Annotated in this window: 16 protein-coding genes; 12 read left to right on the top strand and 4 right to left on the bottom strand. The window is 46.8% G+C overall.

Going from position 1 to position 16,399, the window contains the following annotated elements; translation table 11 throughout:
* Positions 1-181: 181 nt before the first annotated feature.
* Both ung and EPB59_RS01745 read left to right on the top strand, forming a co-directional pair.
* Entirely contained in the window at positions 182-862 is a 681-nt protein-coding gene (ung, locus tag EPB59_RS01740; protein WP_154171419.1) for a uracil-DNA glycosylase, read from the top strand.
* Positions 863-950: 88 nt separating this feature from the next.
* The gene (locus EPB59_RS01745; protein WP_154173168.1) at positions 951-1,502 is read left to right on the top strand and encodes a hemerythrin domain-containing protein; all 552 of its coding nucleotides are present in this window, start codon (positions 951-953) and stop codon (positions 1,500-1,502) included.
* 72 nt (positions 1,503-1,574) lie between these two features.
* Here the strand turns inward: EPB59_RS01745 and EPB59_RS01750 are convergent, their stop codons facing one another.
* Positions 1,575-1,754 carry a DUF3545 family protein gene (locus EPB59_RS01750; protein ID WP_000343856.1) on the bottom strand — a complete coding sequence of 60 codons (180 nt, stop codon included), beginning with the start codon at positions 1,752-1,754 and terminating at the stop codon, positions 1,575-1,577.
* A 692-nt stretch (positions 1,755-2,446) separates the two neighbouring features.
* Between EPB59_RS01750 and EPB59_RS01755 the strand changes: the two genes are divergently transcribed.
* The 5 genes from EPB59_RS01755 to EPB59_RS01770 all read left to right on the top strand — a co-directional run bounded on the left by EPB59_RS01755 (position 2,447) and on the right by EPB59_RS01770 (position 7,223).
* Positions 2,447-3,877: an alanine/glycine:cation symporter family protein gene (locus EPB59_RS01755; RefSeq protein WP_032468385.1), complete on the top strand. Its 1,431-nt coding sequence runs from the start codon at positions 2,447-2,449 to the stop codon at positions 3,875-3,877.
* Between the two features lie 163 nt (positions 3,878-4,040).
* Positions 4,041-4,814: a peroxide stress protein YaaA gene (gene yaaA, locus EPB59_RS01760; RefSeq protein ID WP_154171420.1), complete on the top strand. Its 774-nt coding sequence runs from the start codon at positions 4,041-4,043 to the stop codon at positions 4,812-4,814.
* A gap of 29 nt (positions 4,815-4,843) precedes the next feature.
* Positions 4,844-4,984: a DUF5363 family protein gene (locus tag EPB59_RS18395; protein ID WP_001935559.1), complete on the top strand. Its 141-nt coding sequence runs from the start codon at positions 4,844-4,846 to the stop codon at positions 4,982-4,984.
* Complete coding sequence (locus tag EPB59_RS01765) at positions 4,965-5,780, top strand: TatD family hydrolase (RefSeq protein ID WP_195707083.1); 816 nt, start codon at positions 4,965-4,967, stop codon at positions 5,778-5,780. The genes EPB59_RS18395 and EPB59_RS01765 overlap by 20 nt, the downstream gene beginning before the upstream one ends.
* A gap of 186 nt (positions 5,781-5,966) precedes the next feature.
* Positions 5,967-7,223 carry a NupC/NupG family nucleoside CNT transporter gene (locus EPB59_RS01770; protein ID WP_055051455.1) on the top strand — a complete coding sequence of 419 codons (1,257 nt, stop codon included), beginning with the start codon at positions 5,967-5,969 and terminating at the stop codon, positions 7,221-7,223.
* 311 nt (positions 7,224-7,534) lie between these two features.
* On the opposite strand, the gene EPB59_RS01775 is transcribed toward EPB59_RS01770, so the two are convergent.
* On the bottom strand, positions 7,535-7,717 hold the full coding sequence (locus EPB59_RS01775) for a hypothetical protein (protein ID WP_001911798.1): 183 nt from the start codon (positions 7,715-7,717) through the stop codon (positions 7,535-7,537).
* 107 nt (positions 7,718-7,824) lie between these two features.
* On the opposite strand from EPB59_RS01775, the gene deoC reads away from it, so the two are divergent.
* From deoC to deoD, 4 genes are all read left to right on the top strand, one after another.
* Positions 7,825-8,604, top strand: a complete 780-nt coding sequence (deoC, locus tag EPB59_RS01780; protein WP_001292542.1) for a deoxyribose-phosphate aldolase — start codon at positions 7,825-7,827, stop codon at positions 8,602-8,604.
* A gap of 87 nt (positions 8,605-8,691) precedes the next feature.
* A complete protein-coding gene (gene deoA, locus EPB59_RS01785; protein WP_154171422.1) occupies positions 8,692-10,038 on the top strand; it encodes a thymidine phosphorylase in 1,347 nt (448 codons plus the stop codon).
* A 17-nt stretch (positions 10,039-10,055) separates the two neighbouring features.
* The gene (gene deoB / locus EPB59_RS01790) at positions 10,056-11,276 is read left to right on the top strand and encodes a phosphopentomutase (protein ID WP_055044203.1); all 1,221 of its coding nucleotides are present in this window, start codon (positions 10,056-10,058) and stop codon (positions 11,274-11,276) included.
* Positions 11,277-11,358: 82 nt separating this feature from the next.
* Positions 11,359-12,084, top strand: a complete 726-nt coding sequence (gene deoD, locus EPB59_RS01795) for a purine-nucleoside phosphorylase (RefSeq protein ID WP_000224887.1) — start codon at positions 11,359-11,361, stop codon at positions 12,082-12,084.
* Positions 12,085-12,165: 81 nt separating this feature from the next.
* On the opposite strand, the gene EPB59_RS01800 is transcribed toward deoD, so the two are convergent.
* A complete protein-coding gene (locus tag EPB59_RS01800) occupies positions 12,166-12,789 on the bottom strand; it encodes a YtjB family periplasmic protein (RefSeq protein WP_046127023.1) in 624 nt (207 codons plus the stop codon).
* 102 nt (positions 12,790-12,891) lie between these two features.
* On the opposite strand from EPB59_RS01800, the gene serB reads away from it, so the two are divergent.
* Positions 12,892-13,872 (top strand): phosphoserine phosphatase, encoded by a 981-nt coding sequence (gene serB, locus EPB59_RS01805; protein WP_195707030.1) that lies wholly within the window; start codon positions 12,892-12,894, stop codon positions 13,870-13,872.
* 106 nt (positions 13,873-13,978) lie between these two features.
* Here the strand turns inward: serB and EPB59_RS01810 are convergent, their stop codons facing one another.
* Positions 13,979-16,321 (bottom strand): PilZ domain-containing protein, encoded by a 2,343-nt coding sequence (locus EPB59_RS01810; protein ID WP_154171424.1) that lies wholly within the window; start codon positions 16,319-16,321, stop codon positions 13,979-13,981.
* Between the last annotated feature and the right edge of the window lie 78 nt (positions 16,322-16,399).

The raw sequence follows: 16,399 nt of genomic DNA on the forward strand, positions 1-16,399 counted from the left end.
ATTAAGAAACGTTTGTCGTCTCTATCGTTCTAAAGTTTTTGCCGTCAGGGGGCGTAAGTACCCTGACGGTTTGTCCATTTGTTCAAAGGGTCGGTTGAATAAAGCGATGGTGCCATGCTTGGCAACTTCTTGTGGTTTGTGTATACAATACCGCGCTAGAAAATAGATTTAAGGTACTGATATGTCGCAATCACTGACTTGGCATGATGTCATCGGGAATGAAAAGCAGCAGGATTACTTTCAACAAACGCTACAATTTGTTGAAAGCCAGCGTCAATCCGGAAAAGTTATTTATCCCCCGGCGAAAGAGGTGTTTAACGCTTTTCGTTTTACTGAATTCTGCGATGTCAAAGTGGTGATCTTGGGGCAAGATCCTTATCATGGCCCGAACCAGGCTCATGGGCTGTGTTTCTCAGTTTTGCCCGGTGTCAAAACACCCCCTTCGTTAGTCAACATTTATAAAGAGTTGGCGCAAGATATTCCTGGATTTCAAATTCCCTCTCATGGCTACCTACAAAGTTGGGCACAACAAGGCGTATTGTTACTGAATGCCGTACTGACCGTTGAGCAAGGGATGGCGCATTCGCATGCCAATACAGGATGGGAAACATTTACCGATCGCGTGATTGATGCACTAAATCAACATCGTAGCGGTTTGGTTTTTTTACTGTGGGGCTCTCATGCACAGAAAAAGGGACGCATGATTGATCGCCAGCGTCATCATGTATTAATGGCGCCACATCCTTCGCCACTTTCTGCTCATCGTGGCTTTTTGGGTTGCCAACATTTCTCTCAAACCAATCAACTGCTGCAAGCGCAAGGAATCTCTCCAATTAATTGGCAGCCCCAGCTCGAATCTTAATTCAATTGGCGTTTTTTCGACCAGTTTCAAAGCCGGTATATCAATCCTTATGTACACTTTAAGTCAGTACAGTATGGAGATTGATATGATGATGATGGAACGAATTCGCCGCGAGCACAGCTATATGGTGCGTTTGTTGTCGATTTTACGCCATAAATTGGAGCTGGTGAAAAACGAACAACCGATTAACTACAGTTTATTGAAAGAGATCGTTGACTACTTAGCGAGTCATTCGGAGAAGGTGCACCATCCAAAAGAGGATATTCTCTATCGTCACTATATGAAGTGCTATGGTGATGAGAAAGTCGTCGCTAATCTTGAGCTGGAACATCAAACGCTGGCTCAAACTACTCATCATTTTCTTGAAATTATGGAGATGATTTTAAACGATGCAGTGGTGCCTCAGGATGTCTTTATTGAACAGCTCGAAACGTTCTTACAAGGCCAAAAAAGCCATTTAGAGTTGGAAGAGCAGTCGATTTTACCTCTGATTAATCAAACCTTTGTCTTGGAAGACTGGCAGAGCGTTGAAGCGCAATGGCAGGATAACGATGATGACCCTGTTTTTGGTGAAACAATCGCTGAACGTTATGCCCATTTAGCAAGACGAGTACGTAAAAGTGAAAACGAATACACCTGACTTGAGGTGTGAGTTTTCGAGATAGGTAAAAATAATAAAGGCACGTGATACGTGCCTTTATTATTCAATTCTTCAGATTTTGATGCTATCTAAATCAAGACACACATCCATTTCCAATAACTCTTTTTCTAGCCGTTTACGATCTCGAATCGCTTCGATTTCGCGCCACATACGTTTTACTGGTTTTGAACGACTAGTACGAATTTTGGAGATTTCCATTTCCAACAGCTCATCAAAGTGCAGTTCGTCCATAAGTAGCCTCATTATTGTTGTCATCATTCCTTGAGTGCTCTCTAAATAGCACACCTTGGCGAAGCGTAACTATGATTTGTTTCTCATTTGTTTCGTTTTAATGAAGCTTTAATGAGCTTTTGAATAGAATTTCACATTTTTGACCCGCTGTTATCGATGAAAAACCAAACAAAAAACTCAGGCAAACGATTAAATTGCACATTTACCTATGTTGCTAGAATGTTGATTTTCGCGTTAAGAGGACTGTTGGTGAGTGTTTTTTGTTCGAACGATCGCAAAATATAACGTTATTCTGACAAAAATTGCTTGCCTGAACAGGGATGTTGCTATTCCCAAGGGGTGAGATTCTGTTTATGCAATAAAGAGTTTGTGGTGAATAAATGCGCCGAATTGTAAGTTGTTTGTTTTGTTTTTGTTTTTCAATTATGTCTATTTTGATTTAAATGATGTTGCGCGAACGTAACTTTAAGGTGAAAAATAACATTTTAATGCAATTGTTATCATATTGATTTTTGTCCGGTGAGATTGCATTATCCGCCCGTCAAAAAATAGGCTGGGTGCTGTTTGAGGCCTTTCCTGCTCGATAGCACCAAGACATACACGGCAAAAACATAATCTCAATACCGTATCCGTGTAACAGAAACTCTTACTCATCGGGGTAAGAGCAGCTCATCACTCAATGCGAGGTTCCCGTGACAGACTTAATTAATTTAATGAACGACCTACTATGGGGTTCCATTCTGGTTTACCTATTGGTTGGGGTCGGTATCTACTTCACTCTACGATTGGGCTTTATCCAATTTCGCCATTTCACTCATACTTTCACCGTTCTTAAAAATAGCCGTAAAGCCGATAATGCGGGAATCTCTTCTTTCCAAGCGTTATGTACCAGCTTGGCAGCTCGTGTAGGTACCGGCAATATGGCTGGTGTAGCGGTTGCATTAACGGCGGGTGGTCCTGGTGCCATTTTCTGGATGTGGCTGATTGCGATGCTCGGTATGGCGACTTCTTTTGCGGAAAGTACGCTGGCTCAACTGTACAAAACCCGTGATAAAGATGGTAACTATCGTGGTGGTCCTGCGTACTATATGGAAAAAGGCCTAGGGATGCGTTGGATGGGGGTGCTGTTCTCTATCTTCCTGATCATTGCCTTTGGTCTAGTGTTTAACGCAGTGCAAGCCAACTCCATCACCAACGCGATGAAAACAGCGTTTGGCTTTGAGCCGATGGTGATCGGTGTCGGCATCGTGTTGCTGACCGCATTCGTTATTTTTGGTGGTATTCGTAAAATTGCCCGTACGGCTGAGCTGATTGTGCCTTTTATGGCGTTTGCTTACCTTGCGATTGCCCTGTTTGTTGTGCTGATGAACTATGAAAAAGTTCCCGATGCGATTAGCCTGATTTTCAAAAGCGCCTTCGGTTTACAAGAAGCGGCAGCGGGTGGTTTGGGTTATGCGATTGCACAAGCGATGATCAACGGTGTGAAGCGTGGCTTGTTCTCAAACGAAGCGGGTATGGGTTCTGCACCGAATGCCGCAGCTTCTGCAACGCCATATCCACCACACCCAGCTTCACAGGGTTACGTTCAGATGTTGGGGGTATTTATTGATACCATCGTTATCTGTACTGCCACTGTGGCGATTATTCTGATGTCGGGCGAATACGTGCCTCATGGTGAGCTAACAGGGATTGAATTGACTCAGCGTGCCTTAAGTTCACAAGTGGGTGAGTGGGGAAGTATCTTCATCGCGTTTGCGATCTTCTTCTTCGCGTTCACTTCAATTATTGCGAACTATTCATACGCAGAAACTAACCTGATTTTCCTTGAGCACAATAACAAAAAAGGCTTAGTGCTGTTCCGTTTGGTGTTTTTAGGCATGGTGATGTTTGGTTCATTAGCGACCTTGCCTACCGTATGGGCGATGGCGGATGTCTCGATGGGCTTAATGGCGATTGTGAACCTTGTGGCGATTCTACTGCTCTCAGGTATCGTGATTAAGTTGGCTAAAGATTACAACCGCCAATTGGATGCGGGCAAAGTCCCGACTTTCGATGCCAATGATTATCCAGAGCTGAAATCTCAACTTGAAGATGGTATTTGGGATAACAATAAAGCGTCATAGAAATTACCGATGCTAGAAATTGAAAAAGCCATGCAGACACTGCATGGCTTTTTTTGTACCCTAGCTAACATCATCTTATAAATATCTCTATCACTTGGAGTTGCTGTCAGTACTCTTGCTTCAAGTCGGTTAGGAACTTGCTCAACAAAAGATAGGAATTAGTATGCTGATTGTCGTTTCACCTGCGAAAACGCTGGATTATGAATCTCCTGTTTCTACCTCAAACTTTACGCAGCCTGAATTAACCGCGCATTCGGCTGAGTTAATTCAAGTCTGTCGTACTTTGTCATCACAGGATGTTTCTGAGCTGATGAGCGTCAGCGATAAAATAGCCGGACTCAATGTGGCTCGATTTGCGCAGTGGAGTGAAACCTTCACTCTCGATAACGCACGGCAGGCGATTTTTGCTTTTAAAGGCGATGTCTATACAGGGTTGCAAGCAGAAACACTGTCTGAAACCGAGTTAGAGTTTGCCCAGCAACATCTGCGTATGCTCTCTGGCTTGTATGGCGTGTTGCGCCCGCTGGATTTGATGCAGCCTTATCGTCTGGAGATGGGCACGAAGCTTGCGAATGAGCGCGGTGTTAACTTGTACCAATTTTGGGGGGACATTATTACGGAGAAGCTCAATCAAGCGATTGAAGCACAAGGTGATAATGTACTGGTAAACCTTGCCTCTAATGAGTATTTCAAAGCGGTCAATCCAAAGCGACTGAACGCGCAAATTGTGACGCCAATCTTTAAAGATGCCAAAAATGGCCAATATAAAATCATCAGCTTCTTTGCGAAAAAAGCACGCGGCATGATGGCTCGCTACATCATTGAAAATCGAATTAAATCGGTAAAGGATTTAGAAGGTTTCAACACTGCGGGCTACTATTTTGTTGCCGAAGAGTCGACACCGACAGAATTGGTATTTAAACGCGAAGAACAGTAGCCTGTGGCATTTAAGGGAAGGGGCGCGCAATGTGGCAATGGTTAAAAGGTTGGATCGCAAAATACGATGCTTGGTGTAAAAGCCTAGGGCTGACCCCAGAACAGAAGCGCAGTTGTGTTCCTTATCGAAAAGATCCGGCCAATGAACGTGATGACACCAAATCAGCCTGAGTGGCCATTATTTGACACTCATTGCCACTTTGACTTTGCCCCTTTTACTGCTGACCCTGAGTTCGAATTACAACGAGCAGCAGAACAAGGGGTTCAACGTTTGCTGGTTCCTTCGATTGGCCCACAAGACTGGCAAGCCGTGGCTGAGCTTGCGCAGCGCTTTCCCTCTACCATTTACTATGCGTTGGGATTTCATCCGCTCTATTTAGATGCTTCTTCACCGACCCATTTACCTACGTTAGAAAAGGCTCTAATGCAGGCGGAGCAGGCTTGCTTGGCTGTTGGAGAGTGTGGCTTAGATGGCATGATAGACATGGATGCCAAGCTACAAGAGCAAGTGCTTATTGCGCAGTTAACTCTGGCCTCTGAAGCTAAGTTGCCCGTTATCTTACACAGTCGCCGTACACACAACCGATTGTTACAGTTATTGAAACAGCAACGCTTTCGACAAGGCGGCGTGTTGCATGCGTTCTCCGGCAGTTTGCAAGAGGCACAGCAGTTTGTGGATTTGGGGTTTAAGATTGGGGTTGGTGGTGTGATTACTTACCCCAGAGCTAACAAAACACGTCAAGCGATTGCGGCATTAGCACCCGAGCACTTAGTCTTGGAGACCGACGCTCCTGATATGCCACTGAATGGTTTTCAAGGTCAGGCTAACCATCCCGCTCAATTACCCAAGGTTTTAGAAACACTCGCTGAGCTAAAAGGTGTTTCAGTACAATATCTCGCGCAAATCTTATGGAAAAGCAGCCAAACTCTGTTTGGCTTGTGTGAACAAAACCGAAACAAGATGTAGCGTTAATGACCTACTTGCCACTAAAAGTTGAGTGGCGTCACATATATTGGTGAACGCGTGATGAATCTTATCCGAAAGTGTGAATCCTGCATTACTTTCTCGCAGTGCCCGTGAGTATAATTGCCCCCGCTTAATCGCTCCATTTTGTAACACGCCAACTATAAACTAATAAGGAAGTCATAAACTATGAGCCTGTTTATGAGCCTAATCGGCATGGCAGTCCTGCTAGGAATCGCAGTACTTCTGTCAAGTAACCGTAAAGCTATCAAAATCAGAACTGTGGGTGGTGCTTTTGCTATCCAATTTTTACTGGGTGCATTTATTCTGTATGTACCTTGGGGTCAAAAGCTGCTTCGTGGCTTTTCAGACGCCGTATCTAACGTAATTAACTACGGTAACGATGGTACTTCATTCCTCTTCGGTGGACTGGTATCTGGCAAGATGTTCGAAGTGTTTGGCGGCGGCGGTTTCATTTTCGCATTCCGTGTACTACCAACGCTGATCTTCTTCTCTGCGCTGATTTCTGTACTGTACTACTTGGGTGTTATGCAATGGGTTATCCGCATTCTTGGTGGTGGCCTACAAAAAGCACTGGGTACTTCACGTGCTGAATCTATGTCTGCAGCAGCAAACATTTTCGTTGGTCAAACTGAAGCGCCATTAGTGGTGCGTCCATTTGTTCCAAAAATGACTCAATCTGAGTTGTTTGCGGTAATGTGTGGTGGCTTGGCTTCTATCGCTGGTGGTGTGTTAGCGGGCTACGCTTCTATGGGCGTTAAGATCGAGTACTTGGTTGCAGCGTCATTCATGGCGGCACCGGGTGGTCTGCTGTTCGCAAAACTGATCATGCCAGAAACCGAAAAACCACAAGAAGGCGAAGAAATCGCAATTGATGGTGGTGACGACAAACCAGCTAACGTGATCGACGCTGCGGCGGGCGGTGCTTCTGCAGGTCTGCAATTGGCTCTGAACGTAGGTGCAATGCTGATTGCCTTTATCGGTCTGATCGCTCTGATCAACGGTATGTTGGGTGGTATTGGCGGTTGGTTCGGTATGCCTGAACTGAAACTGGAAATGCTGCTAGGTTGGGCGTTTGCTCCTCTGGCTTTCCTGATCGGTGTTCCTTGGAATGAAGCGACAGTTGCGGGTGAGTTCATCGGTCTAAAAACCGTTGCGAACGAATTCGTTGCATACTCTCAATTTGCCCCTTACCTGACAGACGCAGCTCCTGTTGTTCTGTCTGAGAAGACCAAAGCGATCATCTCTTTCGCTCTGTGTGGTTTTGCGAACCTTTCTTCTATCGCAATCCTACTGGGTGGTTTGGGTAGCTTGGCGCCTAAACGCCGTGGTGACATCGCTCGTATGGGTATCAAAGCGGTTATCGCTGGTACTCTATCGAACCTGATGGCAGCAACCATCGCTGGCTTCTTCCTCTCTTTCTAAGTTAGAGACAGAGTTTTATAGACGCCGTTTAAATTCACCCCGTAGCAAGTGATTGCTGCGGGGTGTTTTGCTTTTAGGCTCCCCGAGTTTTAGGGGCAAGCCTAGGGGTAATATTGTAATGGATTGCAAAGCTGAAGCCTTGTGTGGTAAGGGATTGCCCTTTAAATTTCAGCTGTTTTTTTTGAGATACAAACCGTTTGCGCTTCGCGCAGCACTACCGTTTTGCGACAAATATCTATACTGTAGCCATGGATAAAAAACGAGTGGATTGACGATGGAATACACCACGCGTTTTGACCGTGAGCTTAGGCTCAGGTGGCGGGCTTATCTAATGGAATATGGATGAGTTTTCGCTGGCTCTCAGCATGACTAAGAGTATGATGAGCGCCGGAGGCAATCGCCTTGCCTGTATGCAGTAAAATACCGCAAACGCAGATTGTTGTGCCATTGACCAAACTGGTACTGTGCGGTGACAAGGATAGCAATTGGTGCATGAGCACCGAGTCTTCAAGGAACCAAGTCCGTTCATTTGTGGCTGCTCAGCAGAAAATAGCACTCTGCTGGGGAGTGAACTAGATGACTATATTGATCGGAGATAGAAATGAGCGAATTAAAAGTAGCAGCTCTACGTGCACTGAAACTGATGGATCTCACCACGTTGAATGACAACGATACGGATGCCAAAGTGATCCAACTTTGTCATGACGCGAAAAGTCCAGTCGGCAACACGGCTGCCATCTGTATTTACCCTCGCTTTATTCCTATTGCTAAGAAGACACTTCGCGAGCAAGGAACCCCTGAAATCCGTATTGCTACGGTAACCAATTTCCCTCACGGTAATGACGATATTGAAATCGCTGTTGCTGAAACGAAAGCCGCTGTTGCTTACGGTGCTGATGAAGTGGATGTGGTATTCCCATATCGCGCTCTGATCGCAGGCAACGAGCAAGTCGGTTTTGATCTGGTGAAACAGTGTAAAGCGGCTTGTGGCGACAAAGTGCTACTGAAAGTGATCATCGAAACCGGTGAGCTGAAAGAAGAAGCGCTGATCAAAAAAGCCTCTCAAATCTGTATTGAAGCTGGCGCAGATTTCATCAAAACCTCAACCGGTAAAGTGCCTGTGAATGCGACACCAGAATATGCTCGCATGATGCTGGAAGTGATCCGTGATATGGGCGTAGCCAAAACTGTTGGTTTCAAACCCGCTGGTGGTGTTCGTACCGCAGAAGATGCGCAGCAATATCTGGCGATGGCGGATGAAATCCTCGGTGGCGATTGGGCGGACAGCCGTCACTACCGCTTTGGTGCATCAAGCCTACTGACCAACCTTCTGAATACATTAGAAGTGACAGACCAAAAGGCAGATCCTGCCGCTTACTAATATCCATTGTGTCTGAGAGCAGCGCGAGGCTTCGCGCTGCTTAACCTCTTTACACTACGCAGTTTCTTTGGGAACTGGGAGGCAGCTATGTCTTTATCTCAAGCAAAGTATTTACCTCAAGAAATTATCCGCAGAAAGCGTGATGGTGAAGTTCTCACCAACGATGAAATCAACTTCTTCATTCAAGGTGTGGCGAATAACACCGTCTCTGAAGGTCAAATCGCTGCTTTTGCGATGGCGATTTTTTTCCGTGAAATGACTATGCCTGAGCGTATTGCACTGACGTGCGCGATGCGCGATTCCGGCATGGTGATTGATTGGAGCTACATGAATTTTGATGGTCCGATTGTCGATAAACACTCCACGGGCGGCGTGGGCGATGTGACCTCACTGATGCTTGGCCCTATGGTGGCAGCCTGTGGCGGTTATGTGCCGATGATTTCTGGCCGCGGCCTTGGTCATACAGGTGGTACGCTCGACAAACTTGAAGCAATCCCCGGCTACAACATTACCCCAACCAATGACGTGTTTGGCAAAGTGACCAAACAAGCCGGCGTGGCGATCATCGGCCAAACAGGTGATCTGGCTCCGGCGGATAAGCGTGTGTACGCAACGCGTGATATTACCGCGACGGTGGATAACATCTCGCTGATCACCGCTTCAATTCTTTCCAAGAAACTGGCGGCCGGCCTTGAATCGTTGGTCATGGATGTGAAAGTGGGCTCTGGTGCTTTCATGCCAACCTATGCAGCTTCTGAAGAACTCGCCAAATCTATCGTGGCAGTGGCGAATGGTGCAGGTACCAATACTACGGCGATTTTAACCGATATGAACCAAGTGCTGGCGTCCTCTGCAGGTAACGCGGTGGAAGTGCGTGAAGCAGTGCGCTTCCTCACCGGCGAATACCGCAATCCGCGTCTGCTGGAAGTCACTATGGCGTCGTGTGCGGAAATGCTGGTACTTGGCAAGTTAGCCAAAGATACTGCGCAAGCGCGTGAGAAACTGCAAGCGGTGCTGGATAACGGCCAAGCCGCCGATCGTTTTGGCAAAATGGTCGCAGGCCTCGGTGGCCCAAGCGATTTTGTTGAAAACTACGATAAGTATCTTGCGAAAGCTGAGATTGTTCGCCCAGTTTACGCTCAGCAATCTGGCGTTATTTCTGCGATGGATACCCGTGCCATCGGTATGGCGGTGGTGGGAATGGGCGGTGGCCGCCGCGTAGCGACCGATCGTATCGATTACGCTGTCGGCTTTGATCAGTTTATCCGTCTGGGTGAAATCGCCGACAACAACAAACCTTTAGCAATGATTCATGCCCGTAATGAAGAGCAGTGGCAACAAGCTGCCAATGCACTACAAAGTGCGATTAAAGTGGGCGGTGATTACGTACCAACACCGGATGTTTACCGTCAAATTCGAGCACAAGACGTGTAAGTTCGGGGGAGTGAGCAATGAAAAGAGCATTTATTTTAGTTTTAGACTCGTTTGGCATTGGCGCAACAGCGGATGCAGAAGACTTTGGTGATGTCGGTTCTGATACCTTAGGCCATATTGCGGATCAATGTGCGCAAGGTTTGGCGGATAACGCAGAGCGCAAAGGCGCATTGCAACTGCCTAATCTTTCTAAGCTGGGTTTGGCGATGGCACATAAAGAGTCGACCGGACGTTTTGCGCCAGGGCTGGATGAGCGTGCGGACATCATCGGTGCTTATGCCCATGCCGCAGAGCTGTCATCGGGCAAAGATACACCGTCAGGTCACTGGGAAATTGCCGGTGTACCTGTGCTGTTTGAATGGGGCTACTTTAGCGATAAGCAAAATAGCTTCCCGAAAGAGCTGACCGATCGCATTTTAGCGCGCGCAGGTTTGGACGGATTTTTAGGCAACTGCCACGCCTCTGGCACGCAAGTGCTGGATGATTTGGGTGAAGAGCACATGCGTACGGGCAAGCCGATTTTCTACACGTCGGCAGATTCTGTATTCCAAATTGCCTGCCATGAAGAGACATTTGGTTTAGATCGTCTGCTGGAGCTGTGCCAAATCGCTCGTGAAGAGCTGGCGGATTACAACATCGGTCGCGTCATTGCGCGTCCATTCGTTGGCCCGGGCAAAGGCCAATTTGCTCGTACCGGTAATCGCCGTGACTTGTCGGTTGAGCCACCTTCAGCCACAGTGTTGCAAAAGTTGGTGGAAGAGAAGCAAGGCCGAGTGGTCTCTATCGGTAAAATTGCCGATATCTACGCGTACTGCGGCATTACCGACAAAGTCAAAGCGACGGGTATTCCAGATCTGTTTGAAGCGACTTTAGAGCAGATTAAACAAGCCGGTGATAACACCATCGTATTCACTAACTTTGTGGATTTTGACTCGGCTTATGGTCACCGCCGTGATGTCGCAGGTTATGCGGCGGCACTGGAGTATTTCGATAAGCGTTTACCTGAAGTTCTGGAGTTGATGCAGGAAGATGACATTCTGATTTTAACTGCCGACCACGGCTGTGACCCAACATGGCCGGGCACTGACCATACTCGTGAACACATTCCGGTACTGGTTTATGGCAAGAAAGTGGCTCCGGGCTCATTAGGTCGTCGTGACACTTTTGCTGATATCGGGCAAACTCTGGCAAGCTACTTTGGCACTTCGCCAATGGATTACGGTAAGAACTTTTTATAATACGCATACCCTAAGGCTAGCTTCAGTCTTAGGGTTTTGTTGAATGATGGCGATTGAGCCAACAAACCAAAGGAACGAAAACATGGCAACTCCACATATTAATGCGCAAATGGGTGATTTCGCTGACGTTGTACTGATGCCGGGTGATCCGCTGCGCGCGAAATACATCGCAGAAAACTTCCTCGATAACGCAGTTCAAGTATGTGATGTGCGCAATATGTTCGGCTACACAGGTACTTACAAAGGCCGTAAGATCTCTGTGATGGGGCATGGTATGGGTATCCCATCTTGCTCAATCTACGTGACCGAGCTTATCAAAGATTACGGTGTGAAAAAGATCATCCGCGTCGGTAGCTGTGGTGCCGTGAACGAAGGCATCAAAGTGCGTGATGTGGTGATCGGCATGGGCGCGTGTACTGACTCTAAAGTCAACCGTATTCGCTTCAAAGATCATGATTTTGCTGCGATAGCGGACTACAAAATGGTTAAGGCAGCAGAAGAAGCCGCCAAAGCACGTGGCATTGACGTGAAAGTTGGCAACCTGTTCTCAGCAGAACTGTTCTACACGCCAGATCCTTCCATGTTCGATGTGATGGATAAATACGGCATTGTTGGCGTAGAAATGGAAGCGGCAGGCATTTACGGTGTAGCGGCGGAATACGGCGCGAAAGCACTGGCGATCTGTACTGTGTCTGACCACATCAAAACCGGTGAGCAAACCACCTCAGAAGAGCGTCAAAACACCTTCAACGAGATGATTGAAATCGCGCTCGATTCGGTACTGATTGGCGACCAAGCGGGTTACTAATCTTTGTACTCGTGTTATCTCTGAATACAAAAAACCTCAGCTGGTGCTGAGGTTTTTTTATCACTCAATTTATTTTTCCTGTTACTCATTTAAAGACTGTTCGGCTTGCTTGAGCAGTAAGTTCTCACCTGTTGGTTTTTTCGGTTTGCGTCGTAGTAAAAGCGTCAGTAGCACACCGCTGACAAAACTCATCAACAGCATCCAATACATATTGTGGTCGCTCTTACGATAGTGGTGGTCTGAAATCGCCGTCACTTTACCGGTTTCAAAAGTGATGCGTACAAAACCAATTAAACTGCCGTCGTGAACTACGGGCTCAACTAATTGTTGGCGGCCAATGCTGGCAGTATGCAGTGGCGTATCTAAACCCAGCACTTCACGCACACTGAGCGCAGAGTCACTCGCGGCGAGCAATACGCCTTCAGAATCATAAATGGAGGCATCAAATACCAGACGATCAGTGGCGAGCTGGTTAGTGAGTGCTAACAGGCGTTCCTGATCTTGATCGGCAATCATACTCCCCGCAGACATAGCGGCTTGAGTAATCAGAACTTTGGTTAAGGTTTCCAGTTGGTTGGCTTGAATGCGTTCATTGCCTTTACTGATCACAACGCTGTTTTGGATGGTGATAAAAAACATGACTGCGACAGCGAACACCGTTGCCACGCGCACAACGACTCGGAATGAAAAAAGTGAACCATCCATGATGAGAGAAACCTACAAAAAACCAACTGCGCTCATATTGAGACTTGCGTTTTTAAATTGCAATAGGGTAACGTCTGGCTATACCGAATAAGGAAAGTGGACATGGATGCTTTAACAACTTTACCGATCAAAAAACACACAACGCTGCTTAACCGTTTCCCTGAAACGCGTTTTGTCACCCAATTAGCGAAAAATCGCGCCAGTTGGATTGTGTTTGGACATTACTTAACGCCTGCACAATTTGAAGACATGGATTTCTTCACCGATCGCTTCAATACCATCTTAGATATGTGGAAAGTGGGACGTTATGAAGTCGCATTGATGGACGGTGAGCTGACGTCTGAGCATGAAACCATTCTTAAAGCGTTAGAGCTCGATTACGCGCGGATTCAGGATGTGCCAGATCTTACCAAGCCGGGGTTAATAGTGCTGGATATGGACTCGACCGCGATCCAGATCGAATGCATTGATGAAATTGCTAAGCTTGCAGGAGTCGGGGAAGAGGTCGCTGAAGTCACTGAGCGCGCGATGCAAGGTGAGCTGGATTTTGAGCAGAGTTTACGTTTGCGAGTCAGTAAACTTAAAGATGCTCCGGAGCAGATCCTAAGCCAAGTACGTGAAACCCTGCCGTTAATGCCTGAGTTACCCGAGCTAGTAGCGACACTGCATGCCTTTGGTTGGAAAGTGGCGATCGCCTCGGGCGGCTTTACCTACTTCTCTGATTATCTGAAAGAGCAGTTGTCGCTAGACTATGCACAGTCCAACACCCTAGAAATTGTGAACGGCAAACTGACCGGACAGGTGCTGGGAGAGATAGTCTCCGCGCAAACCAAAGCCGATATTTTGCTGACGCTTGCTCAGCAATACGATGTGGAAATTCATAACACGGTCGCCGTTGGCGATGGTGCAAATGATTTGGTGATGATGGCTGCGGCGGGATTAGGTGTGGCATACCACGCCAAACCTAAGGTTGAAGCCAAGGCGCAAACGGCGGTGCGTTTTGCAGGATTAGGTGGCGTGGTGTGTATCCTTTCTGCAGCCTTGATTCGCCAACAAAAACTGAGTTGGCAAGCGAAGCCTTAAGTTTAGAATGCTGAGTGAAACACAAAAAAAAGCCACGTGAAAACGTGGCTTTTTTTGTTCAGAGGATAGGTTCGCTCAGTGTATCGGGAAACCTCCCTTTAATACGTTAACGAGTCAATTCAAGGCGGATTAACACTTCTTCAGTAATATCGACCAGCTCGCCATACCCAACTTGTGCCAGCATCTCTTTTTCTAAACTTTTGGCATGATGTGGGCTGATCGAAGCGAGCTCAGTTAAATCACTACGCAACAAATTAGTAATCGGCGCAAACACCGGAACCCCACTCACACGCAGTGCGTAAAATTCTCCCATCTCTTGTCCTTGCTGAATAAAACGGATCCGATCTCGTGTGTCGGTAAAATCGCTCAACAGACGAGATTCTACCGATTGAATGCGAGTGCCATATTTCACCACGCTGATATACACGTCATGGTACTGGGGCACTGCACCTTCAATCCGTTTCATCGGTGTGGCAAGCAGAGTGTTGGTGTGACCTTTGAAAATTGGCTGTAGAGTAATACGATTCTCACTGCCTAGTTTCGCCAACAGAGCAAGATGTGGGGGAAGAGGATAGTTTACCCCAATCACTTTAGGTTTAAGGTTACTGCCAACTTTCTCAACGAAGATTGGGGTACTGACCATTTTGTCCAACAGAATATTATGCAGACTTTCGAGCAGGGCATTGCTGGGCAGGATTTCTTCTTTGGGCAACAACTTATCTTGATTGTGTTCAATGATGCTATTGAAAAAGGCTATCGTCTTGAGAGTTTGTGATGTCTCTTCAATCATCAGTTGCAGGCGGCGTCCCTCTGGCCCAATGCGTACCACCTTATAGGGCGCATTCCCTAACGGAAGATTTTTGTCATACAGTTTGAGTTCGAGGTAATCGACCCAAACCTGATCGTTGGCTTTGACGTCCAGTGGGGTATCTAAAATCAGGCTCAGACCCCGTTTGGAGAGATCCACCGTGGCCCCAGACACTTTCTGTGCATCTTTATTGATTTGCACCGGCGTTCTAAAACGATAGCGTGGCTCTTTACGTCGTGAGCGTGCGTCAAAATAGACACCCATCGGGCTACCAACAACTTGTCTTGGATGGCGAAAGTCATTCAATGCGCTGCTTGGCAGGTTGGGTTTTTCAACCAATAAGTAATCGCAGGCTGCTTCGGTATCACTGATTTCTTGTAGCACCCCACAATGTGTCAGAGCACTGGATTGATTTGCCAACTCGCGAGAGTGCTGCGCCAACGCTTGCCGTTCTTCTTCTGACAACTCAAAAACAAACAAACGAAAAGCTTTCCAACTGTCACGCTTGGCACCAATGTGCCAAAACAGTTTACGCTGCTCTTGAGTGGCCTCTGGCATCAGCATAGAGAAAAACAGGGTTTTGTGGTGATGCTCATGTTTAAAGGAGTACAACACATTATTACTGCCTCGTACACCCGGAGCCGTAAGATGCGCCATGCGCTCTGGTTTGAATAAAGTGCCGAGGGCTTGTTGATTACGCTCATCGTGCCAGTATTGCCAAATGGGGCGGTTATTTTCGGTGAGCAAAGCCAGCTTGAGTTCGTTACCGCTAAAAAACAGCGGTAGGTTACAAGTGTGCTTAAGATACATATGCTCATAGCCACGAGTACGTGCGCGGATGATTTTATCTTGGTTATCGTGGCGTGCTTTTTGTGTATTGGTTTGAATGGCTTCCTCAATGACCTTTTCGATCACATCCGTTTCACTGAGTTTTAGAACGCGGAGAAATTTAATCGCATCACTGTCATAGGATTCATCGACGCCGAGAATTCGGTAATCGATACTTTTATGCAGTCCAACCACGTTTGAGGTTTTATTCAGGTCAGAAAAATAGACTTGAATCACCTCGCCCAGCTTGTAGTCAAATGCTGCCGGCACTTTTAATTTGGCTCCAGAAGGAGATAAGTCAACACTCAGACCGTGTACTAACTGCTCGTTCTTCAGATGGATTTCGATCTGGCTTGAGATTTTTAAGCGGTTTTCTTGGCGTTTGAGATCGTAGCCGAGTTTGACCGGCTCAACTTCAAAACTCGTATCTTTCGGCTGATCCGTTTTCGGATCGAGCTTACCTTGTTGCTTCATCACTCGGAAATTGTTGCGGGTATTATTGACCGCTTCCCAAACCCCTTCGGTATAAGCCCCAAATTTCTTGAGGCATTTTTGATAAGAGTTGAACGCCACATCATCGAGCCAGTGTTGGCGACCATCGAAATTGTATTCTCGACACTCTCCTTGAACCTTGCCACGTAAATCAATGCTTTTTGTACAAGGTGCCATTAGGCGGTTCAGTTCCATTTTGACCAATAATTTGGCCGAAGGCGGCTGCCCTTCGGTCATTTGCGACAAAAGGTAGTCAAGGTCACCGGAACGGTAAACGGGGATAAGCCTTTCAACCAGAGAGAGAATTTCGGTCTGCTGCATACTTTTCTGTTAAAGTGTCTTCCATTCTGATGCATCGGCATCAACATACTAATCTTTAGCGATATGTTGCAGCCGTTC

The organism is Vibrio metoecus (genome assembly GCF_009665255.1).
GTDB lineage: Bacteria > Pseudomonadota > Gammaproteobacteria > Enterobacterales > Vibrionaceae > Vibrio > Vibrio metoecus_B.